Raw genomic sequence first — 17,457 nt, 5'->3', positions numbered from 1 at the left:
GGCCGGGCCGCGCTCATGGCTGGGCCTTTCTGGCCTCAACGCAGGACGATCCGGCTTTGTCGATGTTCCCCGAAACGCCACCCATGGTCCAGCAAAAATCATAGCGGGGGCCGTGGGCCAGCGTGTCGGCGGATAAAAAAAGGCCCGTATGACCGGGCCGGGCAAGGCGGGTTTTCAGCTTGGCTGCAAACCCGCCTCAGCATCATCGATGGATCAGGCCTGGGCCTTTTCGATGAACTTGATCGCGTCGCCAACCGTCAGGATGGAATCAGCAGCATCATCGGGAATTTCGACGCCGAATTCTTCTTCGAAGGCCATGACCAGCTCGACGGTATCGAGCGAATCCGCGCCGAGATCGTCGATGAAGCTCGCGCTTTCGACAACCTTGTCGGCATCCACGCCCAGGTGATCTACAACAATTTTCTTAACGCGTTCTGCGATATCGCTCATGTCGGTTTCCTCGACCTGTCTCAAGTTCCACGGGATTACGCCCGGTGAAGTTAGCGCCATCCGCTCCATGGGCGGAAGCGGCAGCAATCATGTGAACCAAAGCCCACTTTGGAAATACCCGGTTCGCAAAAAACCGGGTATCGCACTTGGACTGTTCAATGCAGTCCCGGCCCGCTTACCATGGTTTGTTCATGGCGCAAAGCCTAAAAAGCGCCTGTTTGCAGCCATCAAAGGCAAATCGATGCCCGCCGAAGGTGCAAACCGGCCCTTCCTCAGATCATGGCCATCCCGCCGTTGACATGCAATGTCTGGCCGGTGACGTAACCCGCTTCCTGAGAAGCGAGATAGGCGACGGCGACGGCGATGTCATCACCGCTGCCCATGCGCTTCATCGGCACAGCGCCGAGAATCGCTTCCTTCTGCTTGTCGTTCAGCTTGTCGGTCATCGCGGTCTCGATGAAACCGGGCGCAACGCAATTCACGGTGACGTTGCGGGGAGCAACTTCCTGCGCCAGCGACTTGGAAAAGCCGATCATGCCGGCCTTGGAGGCGCAGTAATTGGCCTGGCCCGGATTGCCGGTGACGCCGACGATCGAGGTGATGTTGATGACGCGGCCATAGCGACGGCGCATCATCGGGTGCATCACGGCCCGCGTCAGCAGGAAGGCTGCCGTCAGGTTGACCTCCAGCACGCTTTCCCAGTCCGCATCGCTCATGCGCACGAACAGGCCGTCCTTGGTGATGCCGGCATTGTTGACGAGGATGTCCACGCCTTCGAGCTCGGCCTCGGCCTTTTCGCCGAGCGCCTTGACGGCCTCACGGTCGGAAAGGTTGGCGGCGAACACATGGGCGCGTTCGCCGAGTTCGGTTGCCAGCGCCTCCAGCTTTTCGGCGCGCGTGCCGTGCAGGCCGACGATTGCGCCCTGGGCATGCAGCTTGCGGGCGATGGATTCGCCGATGCCGCCGCTTGCGCCCGTTACCAGTGCCTTGCGGCCGGTCAGATCCAACATGTCATATCCCCTTCGGAATGAATTCGTCTCAGCCCTTGATCGCCTTCAGCACGCCGTCGATATCCTCCGGCGTGCCGACGGAAACGGCGTTCAGGGAGCGGTCGATGCGGCGTGCAAGGCCGGAAAGGACCTTGCCGGCACCGAGTTCATAAAGTGTGGCGATTTCGGCCGCGGCAAACCAGGAGACCGTCTCGCGCCAGCGCACGCGGCCGGTGACCTGCGCCACCAGCAGCTTCGCGATCTCGTCCGGATCCTCGACCGGCTCGACGCTGACATTGGCAATCACGGGAACCACCGGAATGGACTTCTTGACCCCGTCAAGCGCTTCCTCCATGGCATCGGCCGCAGGCCGCATCAGCGAAGAGTGGAAGGGCGCGGAGACCGGCAGCAGGATGGCGCGCTTGGCGCCCTTGGCGCTGGCAAGCTCGGCCGCCTTTTCGACGGGCGTCTTCTCGCCGGAGATGACCAGCTGGCCGCCGCCATTGTCGTTGGCAATCTCGCAGACGCCGAGCGAGGAAGCTTCCTTGCAGACGGCTTCGACATCCTCATCGGAAAGACCGATGATTGCCGCCATCGCGCCCTTGCCCACCGGAACCGCCTTCTGCATGGCGTTGCCGCGGATGCGCAGCAGCCGGGCCGTGTCGCCAAGCGAGAACGTGCCGGCGGCGCAGAGCGCCGAATATTCGCCGAGCGAATGGCCGGCCACATAAGAGATGTCGGCCTTCAGATCGAGGCCTTCGGCTTCCAGCACGCGCACGACGGCGAGCGAAACGGCCATCAGCGCCGGCTGGGTGTTGGCGGTCAGCTGCAGCGCGTCTTCCGGCCCTTCGAAGATGGTGCGCGACAGCTTTTCGCCGAGCGCATCGTCCACTTCCTCGAAGACGTGGCGGGCGGCGGCGAACTGCTCGGTGAGCGCCTTGCCCATGCCCACACTCTGGCTTCCCTGGCCGGGAAAGGTGAATGCGACTGCCATTGTTATCAGCCCCTTCCGCTTGCGTTCCAATCGGCGGTCCCCCGCCGGAAAAGCTTTCCAATTCACACTTCGCGCCCGCAAGTCAAGTGCGCGACGCGCCGTTTCTCCGGCGGCAATGCGGCAGAAAAAAGAAGGCGTGACTTGCGCTCGCCGGCGTTGCCGCTAGATTTCTCCCCTCACCCTCCCGCGCTTCCCGAAGGTAAATTCATGAAAACCAATACGTTAGGTCGCACAGGCATCGAAGTGTCCGAAATCTGCCTCGGCACCATGACATGGGGCACGCAGAACAGCGAGGACGAAGCGCACGCGCAGATGGATTATGCCGTGGAAAACGGCGTGAATTTCTTCGATACCGCCGAGCTCTATCCTGTCACCCCCGCCGGCCCCGAAACCTATGGCCGCACCGAGGCCTATATCGGCACATGGTTCGAAAAGCGTGGCAAGCGCGATGATATCGTGCTGGCAAGCAAGGTCGCAGGCCCCGGACGCCCGTGGATCCATGGCGGCAAGCCGACGACGCCACAGATCATCCGCGATGCGCTCGATGCCAGCCTGAAGCGGCTGAAGACGGACTATCTCGACCTCTACCAGATCCACTGGCCGAACCGCCGCCATTTCCATTTCCGCAACTCGTGGGACTACAACCCCTATGGCGAGGACCGCTACCAGGTCGAAACCGACATCGCAGTCATCCTCGATACGCTCGACGAACTGGTGAAGGCCGGCAAGATCCGCGCCATCGGGCTTTCCAACGAGTCTTCCTGGGGCGCCATGCGCTATCTGGCGCTTGCCGAACGCAAGGACCGCGCCCGGATCGCGACGATCCAGAACGAATACAGCCTGCTCTACCGCCACCACGACCTCGATATGGCCGAGCTCTCCTATTACGAGGATGTCGGCCTGCTCGCCTTCTCGCCGCTGGCAACCGGGCTTCTCACCGGCAAGTATCGCAACGGCCATATCCCGGAAGGTTCGCGCGCGGTGTTCAATCCCGGCCTCGGCGGCCGCCTGAAGCCGCATCAGGAGCCGGCGGTCGAGGCCTATTGCGCGATTGCCGAACGCCACGGCCTCGATCCCGCGCAGATGGCGATTGCCTTCGTGCTGACCCGGCCGTTCATCACCGCGGCCCTTGTCGGCGCGACCTCGCTTGCGCAACTGAAGACGGATATCGGTGCGGCCGAAGTGACGCTTTCCGACGACGTGCTGCGTGAGATCGCCGCGGTTCACCGGCAATATCCGATGCCGATCTGAAAACCGTCGCGCTTGCGCATTGTCATGCGCCGAACAATGCCCATATCTCATCTGAAGGGTTGGCGGCCGGAGCGGAAACGTTCCGGCCGCGACCATGTATGACGAGGGCAAAGGGGATATTGTGGATTACATCTTGATAGCGGCCGGCCTGCTCGGGCTTTATTTCGGTGCCGAATGGCTGGTTGGCGGAGCGGTGGCGACCGCGCGGCGGGTGGGGATCTCGCCGCTGATCGCATCACTGCTGATTGTCGGTTTCGGCACTTCCTTGCCCGAGCTGCTCGTCTCCGTCCGCGCTGCTCTGACCGGCGCACCGGGCATTGCGCTCGGCAATGTCGTCGGCTCCAACATCGCCAATATCCTGCTGATCGTCGGCCTTGCCGCCATCATCTTCCCGATTTCCGGCTGGGACCGCAGCGTGCGCCGCGATGCGGCCGCCATGCTCCTCTCCGCCGTGGTGCTGCTGGCGCTGGTACAGTTCAGCATCATCTCGCATCTTGCCGGCGCCATGCTGCTGGCGCTTCTGGCGCTCTACCTGTTCCGCACCTACAGGGCCGCCCGCGCCGCCGATATCGACGAGGACACCGTCTTCGACACGGGCCTGCCGGTCTGGAAGATGGTCGCCCTGATCGCCGCCGGGCTGGCGCTGCTGATTGCAGGCGCCGAATTCCTGATCCGCGGCGCAACCGCGCTTGCCGCCCATTTCGGCGTGTCCGATTCGGTGATCGGCCTCACCGTCGTCGCCGTCGGCACCAGCCTGCCGGAATTGGCGACCGCCGTGATTGCCGCCACCAAGCGCCATTCCGACGTCACCATCGGCAATGTCACCGGCTCGTGCATCTTCAACACCCTCTGCATTCTCGGCGCCACCGCCCTCATCGCCCCCCTGCCCGTGCCGTCCGGCTTCGCCATGCTCGACGTGCCGGTGATGCTGGCAGCCTCCGTCTTCTTCGCCGGCATGCTGTTCTTCGCACCGAAATTTCACCGGGCGACGGGCGTGGTGATGATTGCGGCCTATGCGGGGTATATTGGGGTGTTGGTTTAGGCTCTCGGGCATATCGGGCGGCGGCGCCCGGTACCGGCCCCCTATTGTCCCCCATTGACCTTGGATGCGAAGCATAATAGTTAGCCGTATGGCTAATGAACGCAGCGAACTGGACCATGTCTTTCACGCCCTCTCGGATCCGACGCGAAGGGCGGTCGTTGCCCGGCTCGTCGGCGGACCGGCGACGGTCAAGGACCTTGCGGAGCCCTTTGCGATGGCTTTGCCATCCTTCCTCAAACACATATCCGTCCTGGAAAGCGCGCAGCTCATCAGCTGCAACAAGAAGGGCCGGGTGCGAACCTGTTCCGTCGACCGCGAACGTCTCGTCGCGGCGGAACGATGGTTTGAAGAGCAAAACAGGGTTTGGCAGAGCCGATACGCCAACCTCGATAACCTCCTCGCAAAACTGGAGTCGAAGTAGATGGCAGCTGATTTGCATTACGATTTCAAGGCCGACAAGGAGAGCCGCACCCTGACGATTTCGCGCGAGTTCGCCGCCAATCGACAGCTCGTCTGGGATTGCCACACGAAGAGCGAGCTGCTTGACCAATGGTTCGCGCCAAAGCCGCTCTCCACCAAAACCAAGCAGATGGAGTTCCGCGACGGCGGATACTGGCACTACGCCATGGTGACGCCTGAGGGCGACGAATACTGGAACCGCCTGGACTACATCTCCATCCACCCAACGACCGGCTATACGGCCATGGATGGTTTCAGCAATGCGGCCGGAAGCATCAACCCGGATATGCCCCGCTCGCGGTGGACGGTCACCTTCGAAGACGCGTCCGGGCGGACCATGGTCACGACGGTCGTGGTTTACGCATCGGGCGAGGACCTGCAGAAGGCCATCGACATGGGTCTGGAAGCCGGCATGGCCTCCACCCTGGATCGGCTGGACGAACTGTTGCCGACCTTGACGGCCTAAACGCAACCGCTGCCCCCCAAACCTGCCTGTCTGCCTGACAGCAGCCCAGGCTATGAGGCGGCCGCTTTCTTTCCCACCCTCGGCGGAAACGGGGCCGTCTTCAGCCTGTCCGCTTCAGAACACCGAAGTTGAAAAGCGGCCATGTTGGTAACCCAATGGCTCCGCACAGCGCTTTTGTTCGCATATGGCGATCTTGCCTTTTGGTCTTTCCGTCTGATTGTTTCAACGCCCGATGAGATGCAAGATACCGACCGATTCCGCTGCGCTCATCTGAAGAGGTTGCTGGTGGCCAGTTCCACGATTTCGTTCCCGCGTCCGTTGAGGATCGCGCGCATTCCGTAGAGGCTGAACCCTATGCCCTCCTTGGCCTCGAGGGTCGGCGGCATGGCCAGCTCCTGTCGGTTCGACACAACGTCGACCAATGCCGGGCCGTCGTAGGCGAAGGCTTCCTGCAGCGCGCCTCTGAGATCGCTGGCCGCCTCGACACGGATGCCCTTCAGGCCGATGGCCTCCGCGACCTTTGCGAAATCGGGATTCTGCAAGCCGACATTCTCGGGCAGGTAGCCGGCCGCCTTCTGTTCCAGCTCCACGAAGCCGAGTGTGCCGTTGTTCAGCACCACGATCTTGACAGGCAGGTTCAGTTGCACGGCCGTCAGCAATTCGCCGAACAGCATAGCCACCCCACCATCGCCCGACATCGACACGACCTGCCGGTCCGGAAACGCTGCCTGCGCCCCCAGCGCCTGCGGCATCGCGTTGGCCATGGAGCCATGATTGAAAGAGCCGATAAGCCTGCGCTTGCCATTGGTCTTGAGATAGCGCGCAGACCAGATTGCGGGCGTGCCCACGTCAACGGTAAAGATCGCATCCTCTGCGGCCACCTCGTTGACGACGGAATAGATATATTGCGGGTGCATGGGTTTACCCGGCTTGGTCGGGGTCGCCAGATCGTCAAGGTCACGGCGCGCGTTGGCATAATGCTTGCGCGCTTTTTCGAGGAACTCGTGCGGCCGGCCGTCGTCGATCTTCGGCGTGATCATCCGGGCAAACTCGACAACGTCGGCCTCGATCCCCATCGTCAGGGCCACACGCTTGCCGAGCGCGCCGGGCTCGCGGTCAACCTGGATGACCTTGGCGTGTTCGGGATAGAAGTTCCGATAGGGAAAGTCGGTACCGAGCATCAAAAGCGTGTCGCAGTCTTTCATCGCCTGATACCCAGACGAAAAGCCGATCAGTCCGGTCATGCCCACGTCGAAAGGGTTGTCCCATTCCATGACTTCCTTGCCGCGGAAGGCGTGAACGATCGGCGCTTTCAGCGCGTCGGCCAGCGCCACGACCTCGTCATGCGCGCCCGCTGTGCCGGCCCCCGCCAAGATCGTGACGTTACGCGACCCGTTCAAAAGGTCCGCCGCGGCCGCGATATCGGCATCGACCGGCACGCGGCGCACCGGTGATGGCGGCACAAAGACCGGTGTGTCGCCGTCGAAGTTCTGAAGCGACACGTCTCCGGGCATCACGATAACCGAGACGGTATTTTGCCCGATGGCCGTCCGCAGGGCCCTGTGCAGAACGCCAGGCATCTGCTTGGGCGTGGTGACGAGTTCGCAAAAGTCGCTGCATTCTTCAAACAGTTTCGTGGGATGGGTTTCCTGGAAGAAGCCCAGTCCGATCTCGGTCGAGGGGATATGCGACGCGATGGCGAGCACAGGGACCCGGTTGCGGTAGCAGTCGTAGAGCCCGTTGATCAGGTGCAGGTTGCCCGGTCCGCAACTGCCCGCGCAGACCGCCAGCTTGCGCGTGACCGCCGCCTCTGCGCCGCTGGCAAATGCGCCGGCCTCTTCGTTTCGGACATGCATGAACGCGATCTCGCCGTTCTCGCGCAGGGCACCGTCGACGGCATTGAGGCTGTCACCCGTCACGCCCCAGATCCTCGTCACCCCGGCGGCGGCGAGTGTTTCGACAAGAAGTTTGGCAAGAGAGGTCATCGGCAGCGTCCTTTCAAAAGCGGATCAGGGGCGCCCTCGTTTGGCGTTCTGTGTGGCGCTTATGTTAAGCTACGCTTCGGCGGTTCGGGGTCAAGGTTTTGGGCTTCATCGCTGCAAAATGGATTACAATCGCGGCGTTGCGCGCGAAAATACAGCTCATCTCTCAGGACCTTGGTGTAATCCGAACAAACGGCAGCTTTTCGTAAGGACGCCGTTCGCCGTGAAAGCCCGGCTTGGGAGCGCAAAGCCTACATACAGTCCAACCTCGCTCCTTACACCCTCTCGCACCCCTTGCATTCCCGCCAAAAATCCGTATAAGCCGCTCATCCGCAGGTCCGGTCTTCAGGCTGGTGGCTGAACGGAGGGCCGTTTTGGGTGTGGGATTGTCCGCATCGAAGACGTTTGGCGCAACAATGCGCAGCCTCCCGTGTCGCCGCTCTCGACCGTCTCGTCATAGCGCTTTTCTTGCTGGGTCCGCCCTCAGGAGCAGTCGTTGAGGCTTAGCCGCCGAGGAACGGACCAAAGATGCAAGAAAGGCAAAACCTATGGCACTTTACGAACACGTGTTCCTGGCCCGCCAGGACATCACGGCCCAGCAGGTCGACGCTATCGTCGAACAGTACAAGGGTCTGATCGAAGAAAACGGCGGCAAGGTCGGCCGTATCGAAAACTGGGGCCTCAAGTCCCTGACCTACCGCATCCGCAAGAACCGCAAGGCGCACTATGCCCTGATGGACATCGACGCCCCGGCGGCCGCGATCCACGAGATGGAACGCCAGATGCGCATCAACGAAGACATCCTGCGCTACATGACCATCAAGGTCGAAGCGCACGAGGAAGGCCCTTCCGCAATGATGCAGAAGCGCGACCGTGACGACCGTCCGCGCCGCGATGGCGGCCGCGACAATCGTGATGGTGGCCGTGGTGACCGCGATCGCGGTGATCGTGGCGACCGTGGTGGCGATCGCGGCGAACGCCGCCCGCGCGCCTGATTTTGCGAGATTAAGGAGAACATATCATGGTAGCTATCGCTTCTATTCCGCAGCGTCGCCCGTTCAACCGTCGTCGCAAGACCTGCCCCTTCTCCGGCGCCAACGCTCCGAAGATCGACTACAAGGACGTTCGCCTCCTGCAGCGCTACATTTCCGAGCGCGGCAAGATCGTTCCGTCCCGCATCACCGCCGTCAGCCAGAAGAAGCAGCGTGAGCTGGCTCGCGCCATCAAGCGCGCCCGCTTCCTCGGCCTTCTGCCCTACGTCGTTTCGTAAGGCCTGACGTCGACAATGCATTCGCGAAAGGCGCCCGTCGCCTTTCGCAACCGGCTCCGGCGCGGTGGGCGCGCAGCAGCTTGAAGATACCCAGGTTGGGAAACGAGCGTTTTCCCTAACTGCGAAAAGCAGGACAGCGAGATGAAGAATTTCAACGTGAAAATTCTGGCGATTGGCGCGCTTTCCGGCGTGGCGGCATTCATGCTGGCCATGGCGGCGAGCTTCAATCTCCTGTTTTCCACGCTTCTCGCCGCCGCTTCCGCACTGCCGATCCTGATTGCCGGCCTCGGCTGGGGCAATATCGCGGCGATCATTGCGATCATCGTTGCCGGCGCGCTTGGCGCGGCCCTCGCCTCCCCCTTCTTCGCGCTCTACATGCTGGCGGTGACGCTGGTGCCGGCCGGCTGGCTGAGCCACCTCGGCAACCTCGCCCGCCCGGCTAACGAGATCGGCGGGCCGGAGGGGCTGACGGCCTGGTATCCGCTCTCCGACATCCTGCTGCATCTATGCGCCGCGATCACGCTCGCGCTCGTCATCCTCGGCACGGTCGCCGGCTACGGCCCGGAAACGACCGGCGCGCTGGTCGACAGTTTCATGGATGCGCTGGTGACGCAGAACCCGGAGCTGGCCGCCGATCAGGCTGTGATCGACCAGTTCAAGGGCATGTTCACGCTGATGCTGCCGATGGTGCAGGGCGCGACCTCGGTCGTTCTGCTGTTCGTCGCCTTCCACTTCGCCACCCGCATCGTCGGCGCCGCCGGCCTCAGCCGCCGTCCGCGCGAGGATGTGGCGCAGTCGCTGCGCATGCATACCAATGCCATCTTCGTGTTCGTCGCGGCGCTGATCGCCACCTTCTTCGGCGGCACGATCGGCCTTGTGGGCGCTGCCTGCCTCGGCGCCTTCGGTGGCGGCTTCATGCTCGCCGGCCTCGCCCGCATGCACCTTGCCGCCCGCGGCAAGAGCTGGGCCGTGCCGGTGATCATTCTCTCTTATCTCTCGCTGATCTTCAGCTTCCCGGCCCTGATCTTCGTGACCATGGGTCTTCTTGATACGCGGCGCGCCATTGCCCTGTCGCCGGGCGCGTCCTCCGACAACCAGTGAAAGGAATGAACCATGGAAGTCATCCTGCTTGAACGCATCGCCAAGCTCGGCCAGATGGGCCAGACCGTCAAGGTCCGCGACGGCTATGCCCGTAACTACCTCCTGCCGGCCGGCAAGGCGCTGCGCGCCAACGCCGCCAACAAGGCCCGCTTCGAAGCCGAACGCTCCGTTCTCGAAGCCCGCAACCTCGAGCGCAAGAACGAAGCCCAGGAAGTGGCCGACGTACTTGCCGGCAAGTCCTTCATCGCCGTTCGCGCCGCTGGCGAAACCGGCCAGCTCTACGGTTCGGTCGCTGCCCGCGACGTGATCGAGATCCTGGCCGCCGAAGGCTTCAACATCTCGCGCAACCAGGTCGTTCTCAACGCCCCGATCAAGACGGTTGGCGTGCACGAGGTTGAAATCCACCTCCATGCCGAGGTCGAGATCACCATCGAGCTGAACGTTGCCCGCACCACCGAAGAAGCCGAGCGCCAGGCCAAGGGTGAAGACCTCACCTCCGCCGAAGCCATCTACGGCGTCGACGAAGACGCGCTGCGTCCGGAAGACTTCTTCAACCCCGATGCCGACTACGACATCGAGGACGAGCAGGAAGAAGCCTCTGCCGAAGGCGAAGAAGCCGGCGAAGAGGAAGACGACAAGTAAGTTTTCTTGTCCGATTGCATTTGAAAGGCCGGGCCGCAGCGATGTGGCCCGGCTTTTTGTGTGACAGGGGCAGAGAGGGGTGAACCCTATCGGCAAATTCGGAGATTGTGGCTTTCAGGGCTTACGCCCTCTACCCCTCTCTGTCGCTTTCGCGACATCTCCCCCTCAAGGGGGGAGATTGGGGACTGACAGGTCTGAGGGTTGCCGGCAGGCATTTTTCATCTTCGCTCGCCGGTGTATCATGCGGCTTTACCAGTGATGAGTCGTGTCAAGGCGGCGGGCCAGATTTTCGCGCCTGCGGCCCGGTTTATTTCTCCAGCCTGTGAATTCCGTGGATCGTGGGCACAGACCGGGTAATAAGGTCAGGTCGGATGCGGCAGAAGGCGCAATCGACTATGCTCGTCTCATCCAGTCGGGAACTCCGGAAAAGCCAATGAACGATATCCTGCCCTCATCCTCCTTTCAGGCCACGCCACAGCGCGAGGCGCCGAACAATCTGGAAGTCGAACAGGCGCTTCTTGGCGCAATCCTCGTCAACAACAGCGCTTTCTACCGCGTCTCGGACTTTCTCAAGCCCGAGCATTTCTACGAGCCGCTGCACCGCAAGATCTACGAGCTTGCCGGCGACACGATCCGCATGGACAAGATCGCCAACACGATCACGCTGAAGACCCACCTCCCCTCCGACCTGAAGGTCGGCGACATGACGGTGTCGCAGTATCTCGCTCGCCTCGCCGCGGAAGCGGTCACCATCATCAACACCGAGGATTACGGGCGCACGATCTACGATCTCGCCATCCGCCGCCAGCTCATCGATATCGGCGAAGGCGTGGTCAACACGGCTTACGACGCGCCGATCGACCTGACGCCCGGCGAACAGATCGAGGATACCGAACGCAAGCTCTTCGCCTTGGCCGAGACCGGCCGTTACGAGGGCGGCTTCCAGACGTTTGAGAATGCCGTCACCATCGCCATCGAGATGGCCGGCAAGGCGTTCGAGAGCGACGGCCACCTTTCCGGCATCTCGACTGGCATCCACACCCTCGACAACAAGATGGGCGGCCTGCAGCGTTCGGACCTTATCATCCTCGCCGGCCGTCCCGGCATGGGCAAGACATCGCTTGCCACCAACATCGCCTGGAACGTCGCTTCGTCCTATGAGCCGGAAGTGCTGCCCGATGGCACGATCGAGGCCAAACAGGGCGGCGTTGTTGCCTTCTACTCGCTCGAAATGTCCGGCGAACAGCTCGCCACCCGTATCATCTCGGAGCAGACCGAGGTCTCCTCCTCGAAGATCCGCCGCGGTGACATCACCGAGGCCGATTTCGATAAGCTGGTGGCCTGCTCGCAGACCATGCAGAAGGTGCCGCTCTACATTGACCAGACCGGTGGCATCTCGATTGCCCAGCTTTCCGCCCGCGCCCGCCGGCTGAAGCGCCAGCGCGGCCTCGACCTCCTGGTGGTCGACTATGTGCAGCTGATGACCGGCTCAAAGAAATCCGGCGACAACCGCGTGCAGGAGGTGACCGAGATCACCACCGGCCTCAAGGCGCTGGCGAAGGAGCTGAACGCACCGATCATCGCGCTCTCCCAGCTCTCCCGTCAGGTGGAAAACCGCGAGGACAAACGCCCGCAGCTTTCCGACCTTCGCGAATCGGGCTCGATCGAGCAGGACGCCGACGTGGTGCTGTTCGTGTTCCGTGAGGAATATTACGTCCAGAACCTCGAGCCGCGCGATCCGGACGATCCGGCCTATGACGAGTGGAAGATGAAGTATGAGAAGGTGCGCGGCACGGCCGACGTGATCATCGCCAAGCAGCGTCACGGACCGACCGGAACCGCCAACCTCGCCTTCCAGGCAGCCTACACCCGGTTTGCCGACCTGGCCGACCCGTCATTCTCAAACTTCGACGAATAATCCTGTGGCATTTGGCGCAATCGCGCTATATTCGCCGCAACGACGCAACGAACGGCGATTTCATGAACGATTATTCGAACGATCTTATCGATGACGAGGACGAATCACAGGTTTTCGATACCGCCCCTGCCCGGCTGACGGTTGATCTCGGCGCGATCGTCGAAAACTGGAAGACGATGCGCGCGCTTTCAGGCGGCGCGCGCACGGCGGCCGTCCTGAAGGCGGATGCCTACGGCCTCGGCATCGAGGATGTCGGCGAAGCGCTCTATGCAGCCGGCGCTCAGGATTTCTTCGTTGCCGTGCCGGAAGAAGGGGCGACGCTTCGGGAATTTGCGCCGGATGCGCGCATTTTCGTGCTGTCCGGCATGTGGCCGGGGACCGAAGCGCTTTTCTTCAGCTACGACCTCGTGCCGGTGCTGGCGAGCGAGGAGCAGATCGCCTTCTTCACTTCGGTGGTACCCGGCCCCTATCCTTGCGCCCTGCAGGTCGACACCGGCTTCAACCGCCTCGGCCTGACGCCGGAGGAAGCGATTGCGTTTGCCGGCGACGCATCTCGCCCTGCCAACATCGAGCCCGTGCTGGTGCTCTCGCACCTCGCCTGCGGTGACGATCCGGCGTCGCCGATGAATGTCGAGCAGCTTGCCCGCTTCAGTCAGGTCGCCAATGCCTTTGAGGGCATCGAGGCCAGTCTTTCGGCGTCTGCCGGCATCTTTCTCGGCTCCGACTATCACTTCGACCTGACCCGGCCGGGGATCGCGCTCTATGGCGGCGATTCGCAGGTCGGAACGTCGAAGCGGCTGAGGCCCGTGGCGACGGCGGAGGCGCGGATCGTTCAGATCCGCAGCGCGCGCGCTGGCGAGACGGTGAGCTACGGCGCCACGACGACGCTTTCCCGCGACAGCCGGCTTGCGATCGTGGCGGCAGGCTATGCGGACGGCTATCACCGGGCACTTTCAGGCTCCGGTACGCCGCTGCGCGGCGCCGTCGAACAGGGTGGCTACGGCTTCGTCGCGGGACACCGCGTGCCGATCGCCGGACGTATCACCATGGATATGACCATTTTCGATGTCACCGATGTTCCTGAAAGAACCATCCGCGCCGGTGACTATATCGAACTCATCGGCCCGAACATGCCGCTCGACGAGGCGGCAGCTGCGGCGGGCACGATCGGGTATGAAATGCTGACATCCCTTGGCTTGCGCTACACCCGCCGTTATACCCAGCCGGACTGAGACGCGACAAGGAAGAGACCTTGGCCAAACCGAAGACCCAGTTCATCTGCCAGAATTGCGGCGCGGTGCATCCGCGCTGGGCGGGACGTTGCGACGCCTGCGGCGCCTGGAACACGATCATCGAAGACAATCCGGCAGCCGGCATCGGCGGCGGCCCGGCGCGGGCGCCGAAGAAGGGCCGCCCGGTCGCCCTCGTCGCCCTTGATGGTGAGAGCGAAGAGGCGCCGCGCGTCGAAAGCCGCATTGCCGAACTCGACCGGGTGACAGGCGGCGGTTTCGTGCGCGGCTCGGCGGTGCTGGTCGGCGGCGATCCGGGCATCGGAAAATCGACGCTGCTGATGCAGGCGGCTGCCGCGCTGTCGCGCCAGGGCCATCGGGTCATCTATGTGTCGGGCGAGGAAGCCATCGCCCAGGTGCGGCTTCGCGCCAAGAGGCTCGGCGCTTCAGACACGGCCGTGCTGCTCGCCGCTGAAACCAATGTCGAGGACATTCTTGCGACGCTTGCCGAAGGCCAGCGCCCGGACCTCGTGATCATCGATTCGATCCAGACGCTGTGGTCGGACATGGCGGAAGCCGCGCCCGGCACAGTGACGCAGGTGCGCACCGGCGTGCAGGCGATGATCCGCTTTGCCAAGCAGACGGGCGCCGCCATGGTGCTGGTCGGCCACGTCACCAAGGAAGGGCAGATTGCCGGCCCGCGCGTTGTCGAGCACATGGTCGATGCCGTGCTCTATTTCGAGGGCGAACGCGGCCACCATTACCGAATCCTGCGCACAGTGAAGAACCGTTTCGGCGCGACCGACGAGATCGGCGTGTTCGAAATGAGCGATATCGGGCTGCGCGAAGTTGCCAATCCGTCGGAACTGTTTCTCGGCGAACGCAACGACAAGGCGCCGGGCGCTGCCGTGTTTGCCGGCATGGAGGGCACGCGACCGGTGCTGGTCGAGGTGCAGGCGCTGGTGGCGCCGACCTCGCTTGGCACACCGCGAAGAGCCGTTGTCGGCTGGGATTCCTCACGGCTTTCGATGATCCTCGCCGTGCTCGAAGCGCATTGCGGGGTCAGGCTCGGCAATCACGATGTCTACCTCAACATCGCCGGCGGATACCGCATCAGCGAACCTGCGGCAGACCTCGCGGTTGCCGCCGCACTGATTTCCTCGCTCGCCGGACTTGCTCTCCCCGCCGATTGTGTCTATTTCGGCGAGGTCAGTCTTTCCGGTGCCATCCGGCCGGTGTCGCATGCGGCCCAGAGGCTGAAGGAAGCGTTGAAGCTCGGCTTTTCCGGTGCCTGCCTGCCGGCAGGCTCGGCCGAAGTTGCAACGCAGAAGACAGGCGGGTTGAACGAGTTATCGGCATTGCCGGATCTCGTCGTCCGCATTGCAGGCTCGAAGGCGGCCATGTCCGACCCGGACGACTAGGCCTGCATGCGGGAATTCGACGCCCGGCCGCTTGCGGCCGAAGGACAAGCGGAGCTTTGAATGCCAGTCACGTTGTTCGATCTGATCGTTCTCCTCGTCATTGTGTTTTCCGCCCTCCTCGCGATGGTTCGTGGTTTTTCGCGTGAAATCATGTCGATCCTCGCCTGGGGCCTTTCGGCCGTCATCGGATATTTCGGCTATCCCTATCTCGCGCCTCCCCTGGAAAATTTCCTCGGTGACGACCGGATCGCCATGGCCGGCGCCTTCGCCATCATTTTTCTCGTGGCGCTGATACTTATCTCCTTGGTCACGTCACGGTTTGCGGACTATATTATGGACAGCCGCGCTGGCGCTCTCGATCGCTCGCTCGGTTTCGTGTTCGGCGTGGTGCGCGGCGTGCTGATTCTCGCGGTCGCCGTTGCGTTCTGGAACTGGCTCGTTGGCGATGCCCAGAGCCCTGACTGGATCCGCAATGCCAAATCGAAACCGGCGCTCGACATTCTGGCGACAAAGCTCGAATCGCTTCTGCCGGGCGGACCCGGCCCCGAAGCCTCCCTCCCTGGCGACCAGCTGTTCGCGGTCGTTGACGGGAATGTGATTGCAATTATTCCACCGGCCCCCCATTTGCCGGCGTAAGATACCGAACTTCGCTCAACCACAATTTCGGACGGGCCTTGCCCCAGCCATTTCCGGATCGGATGATGAACAGCAGTTTTCAAGATTTTGACGATTTCAGCCTCGATGACGACACGCTGCATGAAGAGTGCGGCGTGTTCGGCATTCTGGGGCACCCCGATGCAGCGGCGCTGACGGCGCTCGGCCTGCACGCGCTCCAGCATCGCGGCCAGGAAGCCGCGGGCATTGTCTCCTATGACGGCCAGCAGTTCCGCTCCGAGCGGCATATGGGTCTCGTCGGCGATCACTTCACCGACCCGGCCATGCTCGAGGCGCTTTCCGGCCAGATGGCGATGGGGCATGTGCGTTACTCGACCACCGGCGGAACCGTGCTGCGCAATGTCCAGCCGCTTTTTGCCGAGCTTGCGGTCGGCGGCATCGCCATCGCGCACAACGGCAATTTCACCAATGGCCTGTCGATGCGACGCAAGCTGATTTCCGACGGTGCCATCTGTCAGTCGACCTCCGACACCGAAGTCGTGCTGCATCTCATCGCCCGCTCCCGCGCGAAAACCTCGTCCGACCGCTTCATCGATGCCATCAGCCAGATGGAAGGCGGCTATTCGATGATCGCGATGACCCGCACCAAGCTGATTGCCGCGCGCGACCCCACGGGCATCCGCCCTCTGGTCATGGGCGAGCTCGACGGTAAACCGATCTTCTGCTCGGAAACCTGTGCACTCGACATCATCGGCGCAAAGTTCGTGCGCGATGTGGAGAACGGCGAAGTCATCATCTGCGAAGTCCAGCCGGACGGCTCGATCTCGATCGACAGCCGCAAGCCCGCGCTGCAGCAGAAGGAACGGCTCTGCCTGTTCGAATATGTCTATTTTGCCCGTCCCGATTCGATCGTCGGCGGCCGCAATGTCTACCAGACCCGCAAGAACATGGGCTTCAACCTGGCCAAGGAAGCGCCGGTCGAGGCCGATGTCGTTGTCCCCGTGCCGGATGGCGGCACGCCCGCGGCGATCGGCTTTGCCCAGGAAAGCGGCATCCCCTTCGAACTCGGCATCATCCGCAACCACTATGTCGGCCGCACCTTCATCGAGCCGACGCAGCAGATCCGGGCCTTCGGCGTCAAACTGAAGCACTCGGCGAACCGAGCAGTGATCTCCGGCAAGCGCGTCGTGCTGATCGACGATTCGATCGTGCGTGGCACCACATCGGTGAAGATCGTGCAGATGCTGCGCGATGCCGGTGCGAAGGAAGTGCATATCCGTGTTGCCAGCCCGATGATCTTCTATTCGGACTATTACGGCATCGACACGCCGGACCGCGACAAGCTGTTCGCGAACAATCACGAGACGCTTGAAGACATGTGCAAGTTCATCGGCGCCGATTCGCTGCAGTTCCTGTCGATCGACGGGCTTTACGAGGCGGTCGGCGGCGAGAAACGCAACAATGCGCTGCCGCAATTCACCGACCATCAGTTTACCGGCGATTACCCGACCCGCCTGCTCGACAAGGAGCATGAGGACGAGTTCTCCAAGATCGAGTTGCTTGCCGGTAACGGCTGAGTGACTTGCTCAACATTTTGAGAAATTGCACATTGTCCGGGCAAGGCTTTC

At 62.5% G+C, this 17,457-nt stretch carries 17 protein-coding genes; 13 read left to right on the top strand and 4 right to left on the bottom strand.

From position 1 onward, the window contains the following. Window positions 1–213: 213 nt before the first annotated feature. From TM49_RS14635 to fabD, 3 genes are all read right to left on the bottom strand, one after another. Window positions 214–450, bottom strand: a complete 237-nt coding sequence (locus TM49_RS14635; protein ID WP_018062986.1) for an acyl carrier protein — start codon at window positions 448–450, stop codon at window positions 214–216. Window positions 451–722: 272 nt separating this feature from the next. Then, window positions 723–1,460 (bottom strand): 3-oxoacyl-[acyl-carrier-protein] reductase, encoded by a 738-nt coding sequence (gene fabG / locus TM49_RS14630; protein ID WP_045682338.1) that lies wholly within the window; start codon window positions 1,458–1,460, stop codon window positions 723–725. Window positions 1,461–1,488: 28 nt separating this feature from the next. Then, window positions 1,489–2,433: an ACP S-malonyltransferase gene (fabD, locus tag TM49_RS14625; RefSeq protein ID WP_045682336.1), complete on the bottom strand. Its 945-nt coding sequence runs from the start codon at window positions 2,431–2,433 to the stop codon at window positions 1,489–1,491. 207 nt (window positions 2,434–2,640) lie between these two features. On the opposite strand from fabD, the gene TM49_RS14620 reads away from it, so the two are divergent. From TM49_RS14620 to TM49_RS14605, 4 genes are all read left to right on the top strand, one after another. Further along, window positions 2,641–3,684 carry an aldo/keto reductase gene (locus TM49_RS14620; protein ID WP_045682334.1) on the top strand — a complete coding sequence of 348 codons (1,044 nt, stop codon included), beginning with the start codon at window positions 2,641–2,643 and terminating at the stop codon, window positions 3,682–3,684. Between the two features lie 121 nt (window positions 3,685–3,805). Further along, window positions 3,806–4,726: a sodium:calcium antiporter gene (locus TM49_RS14615; RefSeq protein ID WP_082074916.1), complete on the top strand. Its 921-nt coding sequence runs from the start codon at window positions 3,806–3,808 to the stop codon at window positions 4,724–4,726. Window positions 4,727–4,814: 88 nt separating this feature from the next. Then, the gene (locus TM49_RS14610) at window positions 4,815–5,147 is read left to right on the top strand and encodes an ArsR/SmtB family transcription factor (RefSeq protein ID WP_045682330.1); all 333 of its coding nucleotides are present in this window, start codon (window positions 4,815–4,817) and stop codon (window positions 5,145–5,147) included. After that, on the top strand, window positions 5,148–5,651 hold the full coding sequence (locus TM49_RS14605; protein ID WP_045682328.1) for an SRPBCC family protein: 504 nt from the start codon (window positions 5,148–5,150) through the stop codon (window positions 5,649–5,651). 266 nt (window positions 5,652–5,917) lie between these two features. Here TM49_RS14605 and poxB read toward each other — a convergent pair whose 3' ends face one another. Then, the gene (poxB, locus tag TM49_RS14600; protein WP_045682326.1) at window positions 5,918–7,636 is read right to left on the bottom strand and encodes a ubiquinone-dependent pyruvate dehydrogenase; all 1,719 of its coding nucleotides are present in this window, start codon (window positions 7,634–7,636) and stop codon (window positions 5,918–5,920) included. 545 nt (window positions 7,637–8,181) lie between these two features. On the opposite strand from poxB, the gene rpsF reads away from it, so the two are divergent. The 9 genes from rpsF (at window position 8,182) to purF (ending at window position 17,406) form a co-directional block, all read left to right on the top strand. Next, complete coding sequence (gene rpsF, locus TM49_RS14595) at window positions 8,182–8,628, top strand: 30S ribosomal protein S6 (protein WP_045682324.1); 447 nt, start codon at window positions 8,182–8,184, stop codon at window positions 8,626–8,628. Window positions 8,629–8,654: 26 nt separating this feature from the next. Beyond that, window positions 8,655–8,903 carry a 30S ribosomal protein S18 gene (gene rpsR, locus TM49_RS14590; protein ID WP_045682322.1) on the top strand — a complete coding sequence of 83 codons (249 nt, stop codon included), beginning with the start codon at window positions 8,655–8,657 and terminating at the stop codon, window positions 8,901–8,903. A 141-nt stretch (window positions 8,904–9,044) separates the two neighbouring features. Continuing rightward, entirely contained in the window at window positions 9,045–10,004 is a 960-nt protein-coding gene (locus tag TM49_RS14585; protein WP_045682320.1) for a membrane protein, read from the top strand. A gap of 12 nt (window positions 10,005–10,016) precedes the next feature. Then, entirely contained in the window at window positions 10,017–10,646 is a 630-nt protein-coding gene (gene rplI, locus TM49_RS14580) for a 50S ribosomal protein L9 (RefSeq protein WP_045682319.1), read from the top strand. A gap of 433 nt (window positions 10,647–11,079) precedes the next feature. Further along, window positions 11,080–12,564, top strand: coding sequence for a replicative DNA helicase (locus TM49_RS14575; RefSeq protein ID WP_045682317.1), 1,485 nt, complete (start codon window positions 11,080–11,082; stop codon window positions 12,562–12,564). Between the two features lie 62 nt (window positions 12,565–12,626). Next, on the top strand, window positions 12,627–13,796 hold the full coding sequence (alr, locus tag TM49_RS14570) for an alanine racemase (RefSeq protein ID WP_045685276.1): 1,170 nt from the start codon (window positions 12,627–12,629) through the stop codon (window positions 13,794–13,796). A gap of 20 nt (window positions 13,797–13,816) precedes the next feature. After that, window positions 13,817–15,214, top strand: a complete 1,398-nt coding sequence (gene radA, locus TM49_RS14565; RefSeq protein WP_045682315.1) for a DNA repair protein RadA — start codon at window positions 13,817–13,819, stop codon at window positions 15,212–15,214. 60 nt (window positions 15,215–15,274) lie between these two features. Then, window positions 15,275–15,850, top strand: a complete 576-nt coding sequence (locus TM49_RS14560; RefSeq protein WP_045682313.1) for a CvpA family protein — start codon at window positions 15,275–15,277, stop codon at window positions 15,848–15,850. 65 nt (window positions 15,851–15,915) lie between these two features. Next, entirely contained in the window at window positions 15,916–17,406 is a 1,491-nt protein-coding gene (gene purF / locus TM49_RS14555) for an amidophosphoribosyltransferase (protein ID WP_045685275.1), read from the top strand. Window positions 17,407–17,457: the final 51 nt, after the last annotated feature.

This window comes from Martelella endophytica (assembly GCF_000960975.1).
GTDB lineage: Bacteria > Pseudomonadota > Alphaproteobacteria > Rhizobiales > Rhizobiaceae > Martelella > Martelella endophytica.
The sequence above is the reverse complement of the archived record's forward strand: the minus strand, read 5'-3'. Positions and strand labels throughout refer to the sequence as shown.

What these genes read in the sequence shown, in the direction of transcription:
- fabD (WP_045682336.1), bottom strand. Translation starts at nt 2,433, where the DNA reads ATGGCAGTCGCATTCACCTTTCCCGGCCAGGGAAGCCAGAGTGTGGGC.
- TM49_RS14575 (WP_045682317.1), top strand. Translation starts at nt 11,080, where the DNA reads ATGAACGATATCCTGCCCTCATCCTCCTTTCAGGCCACGCCACAGCGC.
- TM49_RS14635 (WP_018062986.1), bottom strand. Translation starts at nt 450, where the DNA reads ATGAGCGATATCGCAGAACGCGTTAAGAAAATTGTTGTAGATCACCTG.
- fabG (WP_045682338.1), bottom strand. Translation starts at nt 1,460, where the DNA reads ATGTTGGATCTGACCGGCCGCAAGGCACTGGTAACGGGCGCAAGCGGC.
- poxB (WP_045682326.1), bottom strand. Translation starts at nt 7,636, where the DNA reads ATGACCTCTCTTGCCAAACTTCTTGTCGAAACACTCGCCGCCGCCGGG.
- alr (WP_045685276.1), top strand. Translation starts at nt 12,627, where the DNA reads ATGAACGATTATTCGAACGATCTTATCGATGACGAGGACGAATCACAG.
- TM49_RS14560 (WP_045682313.1), top strand. Translation starts at nt 15,275, where the DNA reads ATGCCAGTCACGTTGTTCGATCTGATCGTTCTCCTCGTCATTGTGTTT.
- TM49_RS14610 (WP_045682330.1), top strand. Translation starts at nt 4,815, where the DNA reads ATGGCTAATGAACGCAGCGAACTGGACCATGTCTTTCACGCCCTCTCG.
- rpsF (WP_045682324.1), top strand. Translation starts at nt 8,182, where the DNA reads ATGGCACTTTACGAACACGTGTTCCTGGCCCGCCAGGACATCACGGCC.
- rplI (WP_045682319.1), top strand. Translation starts at nt 10,017, where the DNA reads ATGGAAGTCATCCTGCTTGAACGCATCGCCAAGCTCGGCCAGATGGGC.
- TM49_RS14585 (WP_045682320.1), top strand. Translation starts at nt 9,045, where the DNA reads ATGAAGAATTTCAACGTGAAAATTCTGGCGATTGGCGCGCTTTCCGGC.
- TM49_RS14605 (WP_045682328.1), top strand. Translation starts at nt 5,148, where the DNA reads ATGGCAGCTGATTTGCATTACGATTTCAAGGCCGACAAGGAGAGCCGC.
- rpsR (WP_045682322.1), top strand. Translation starts at nt 8,655, where the DNA reads ATGGTAGCTATCGCTTCTATTCCGCAGCGTCGCCCGTTCAACCGTCGT.
- purF (WP_045685275.1), top strand. Translation starts at nt 15,916, where the DNA reads ATGAACAGCAGTTTTCAAGATTTTGACGATTTCAGCCTCGATGACGAC.
- TM49_RS14620 (WP_045682334.1), top strand. Translation starts at nt 2,641, where the DNA reads ATGAAAACCAATACGTTAGGTCGCACAGGCATCGAAGTGTCCGAAATC.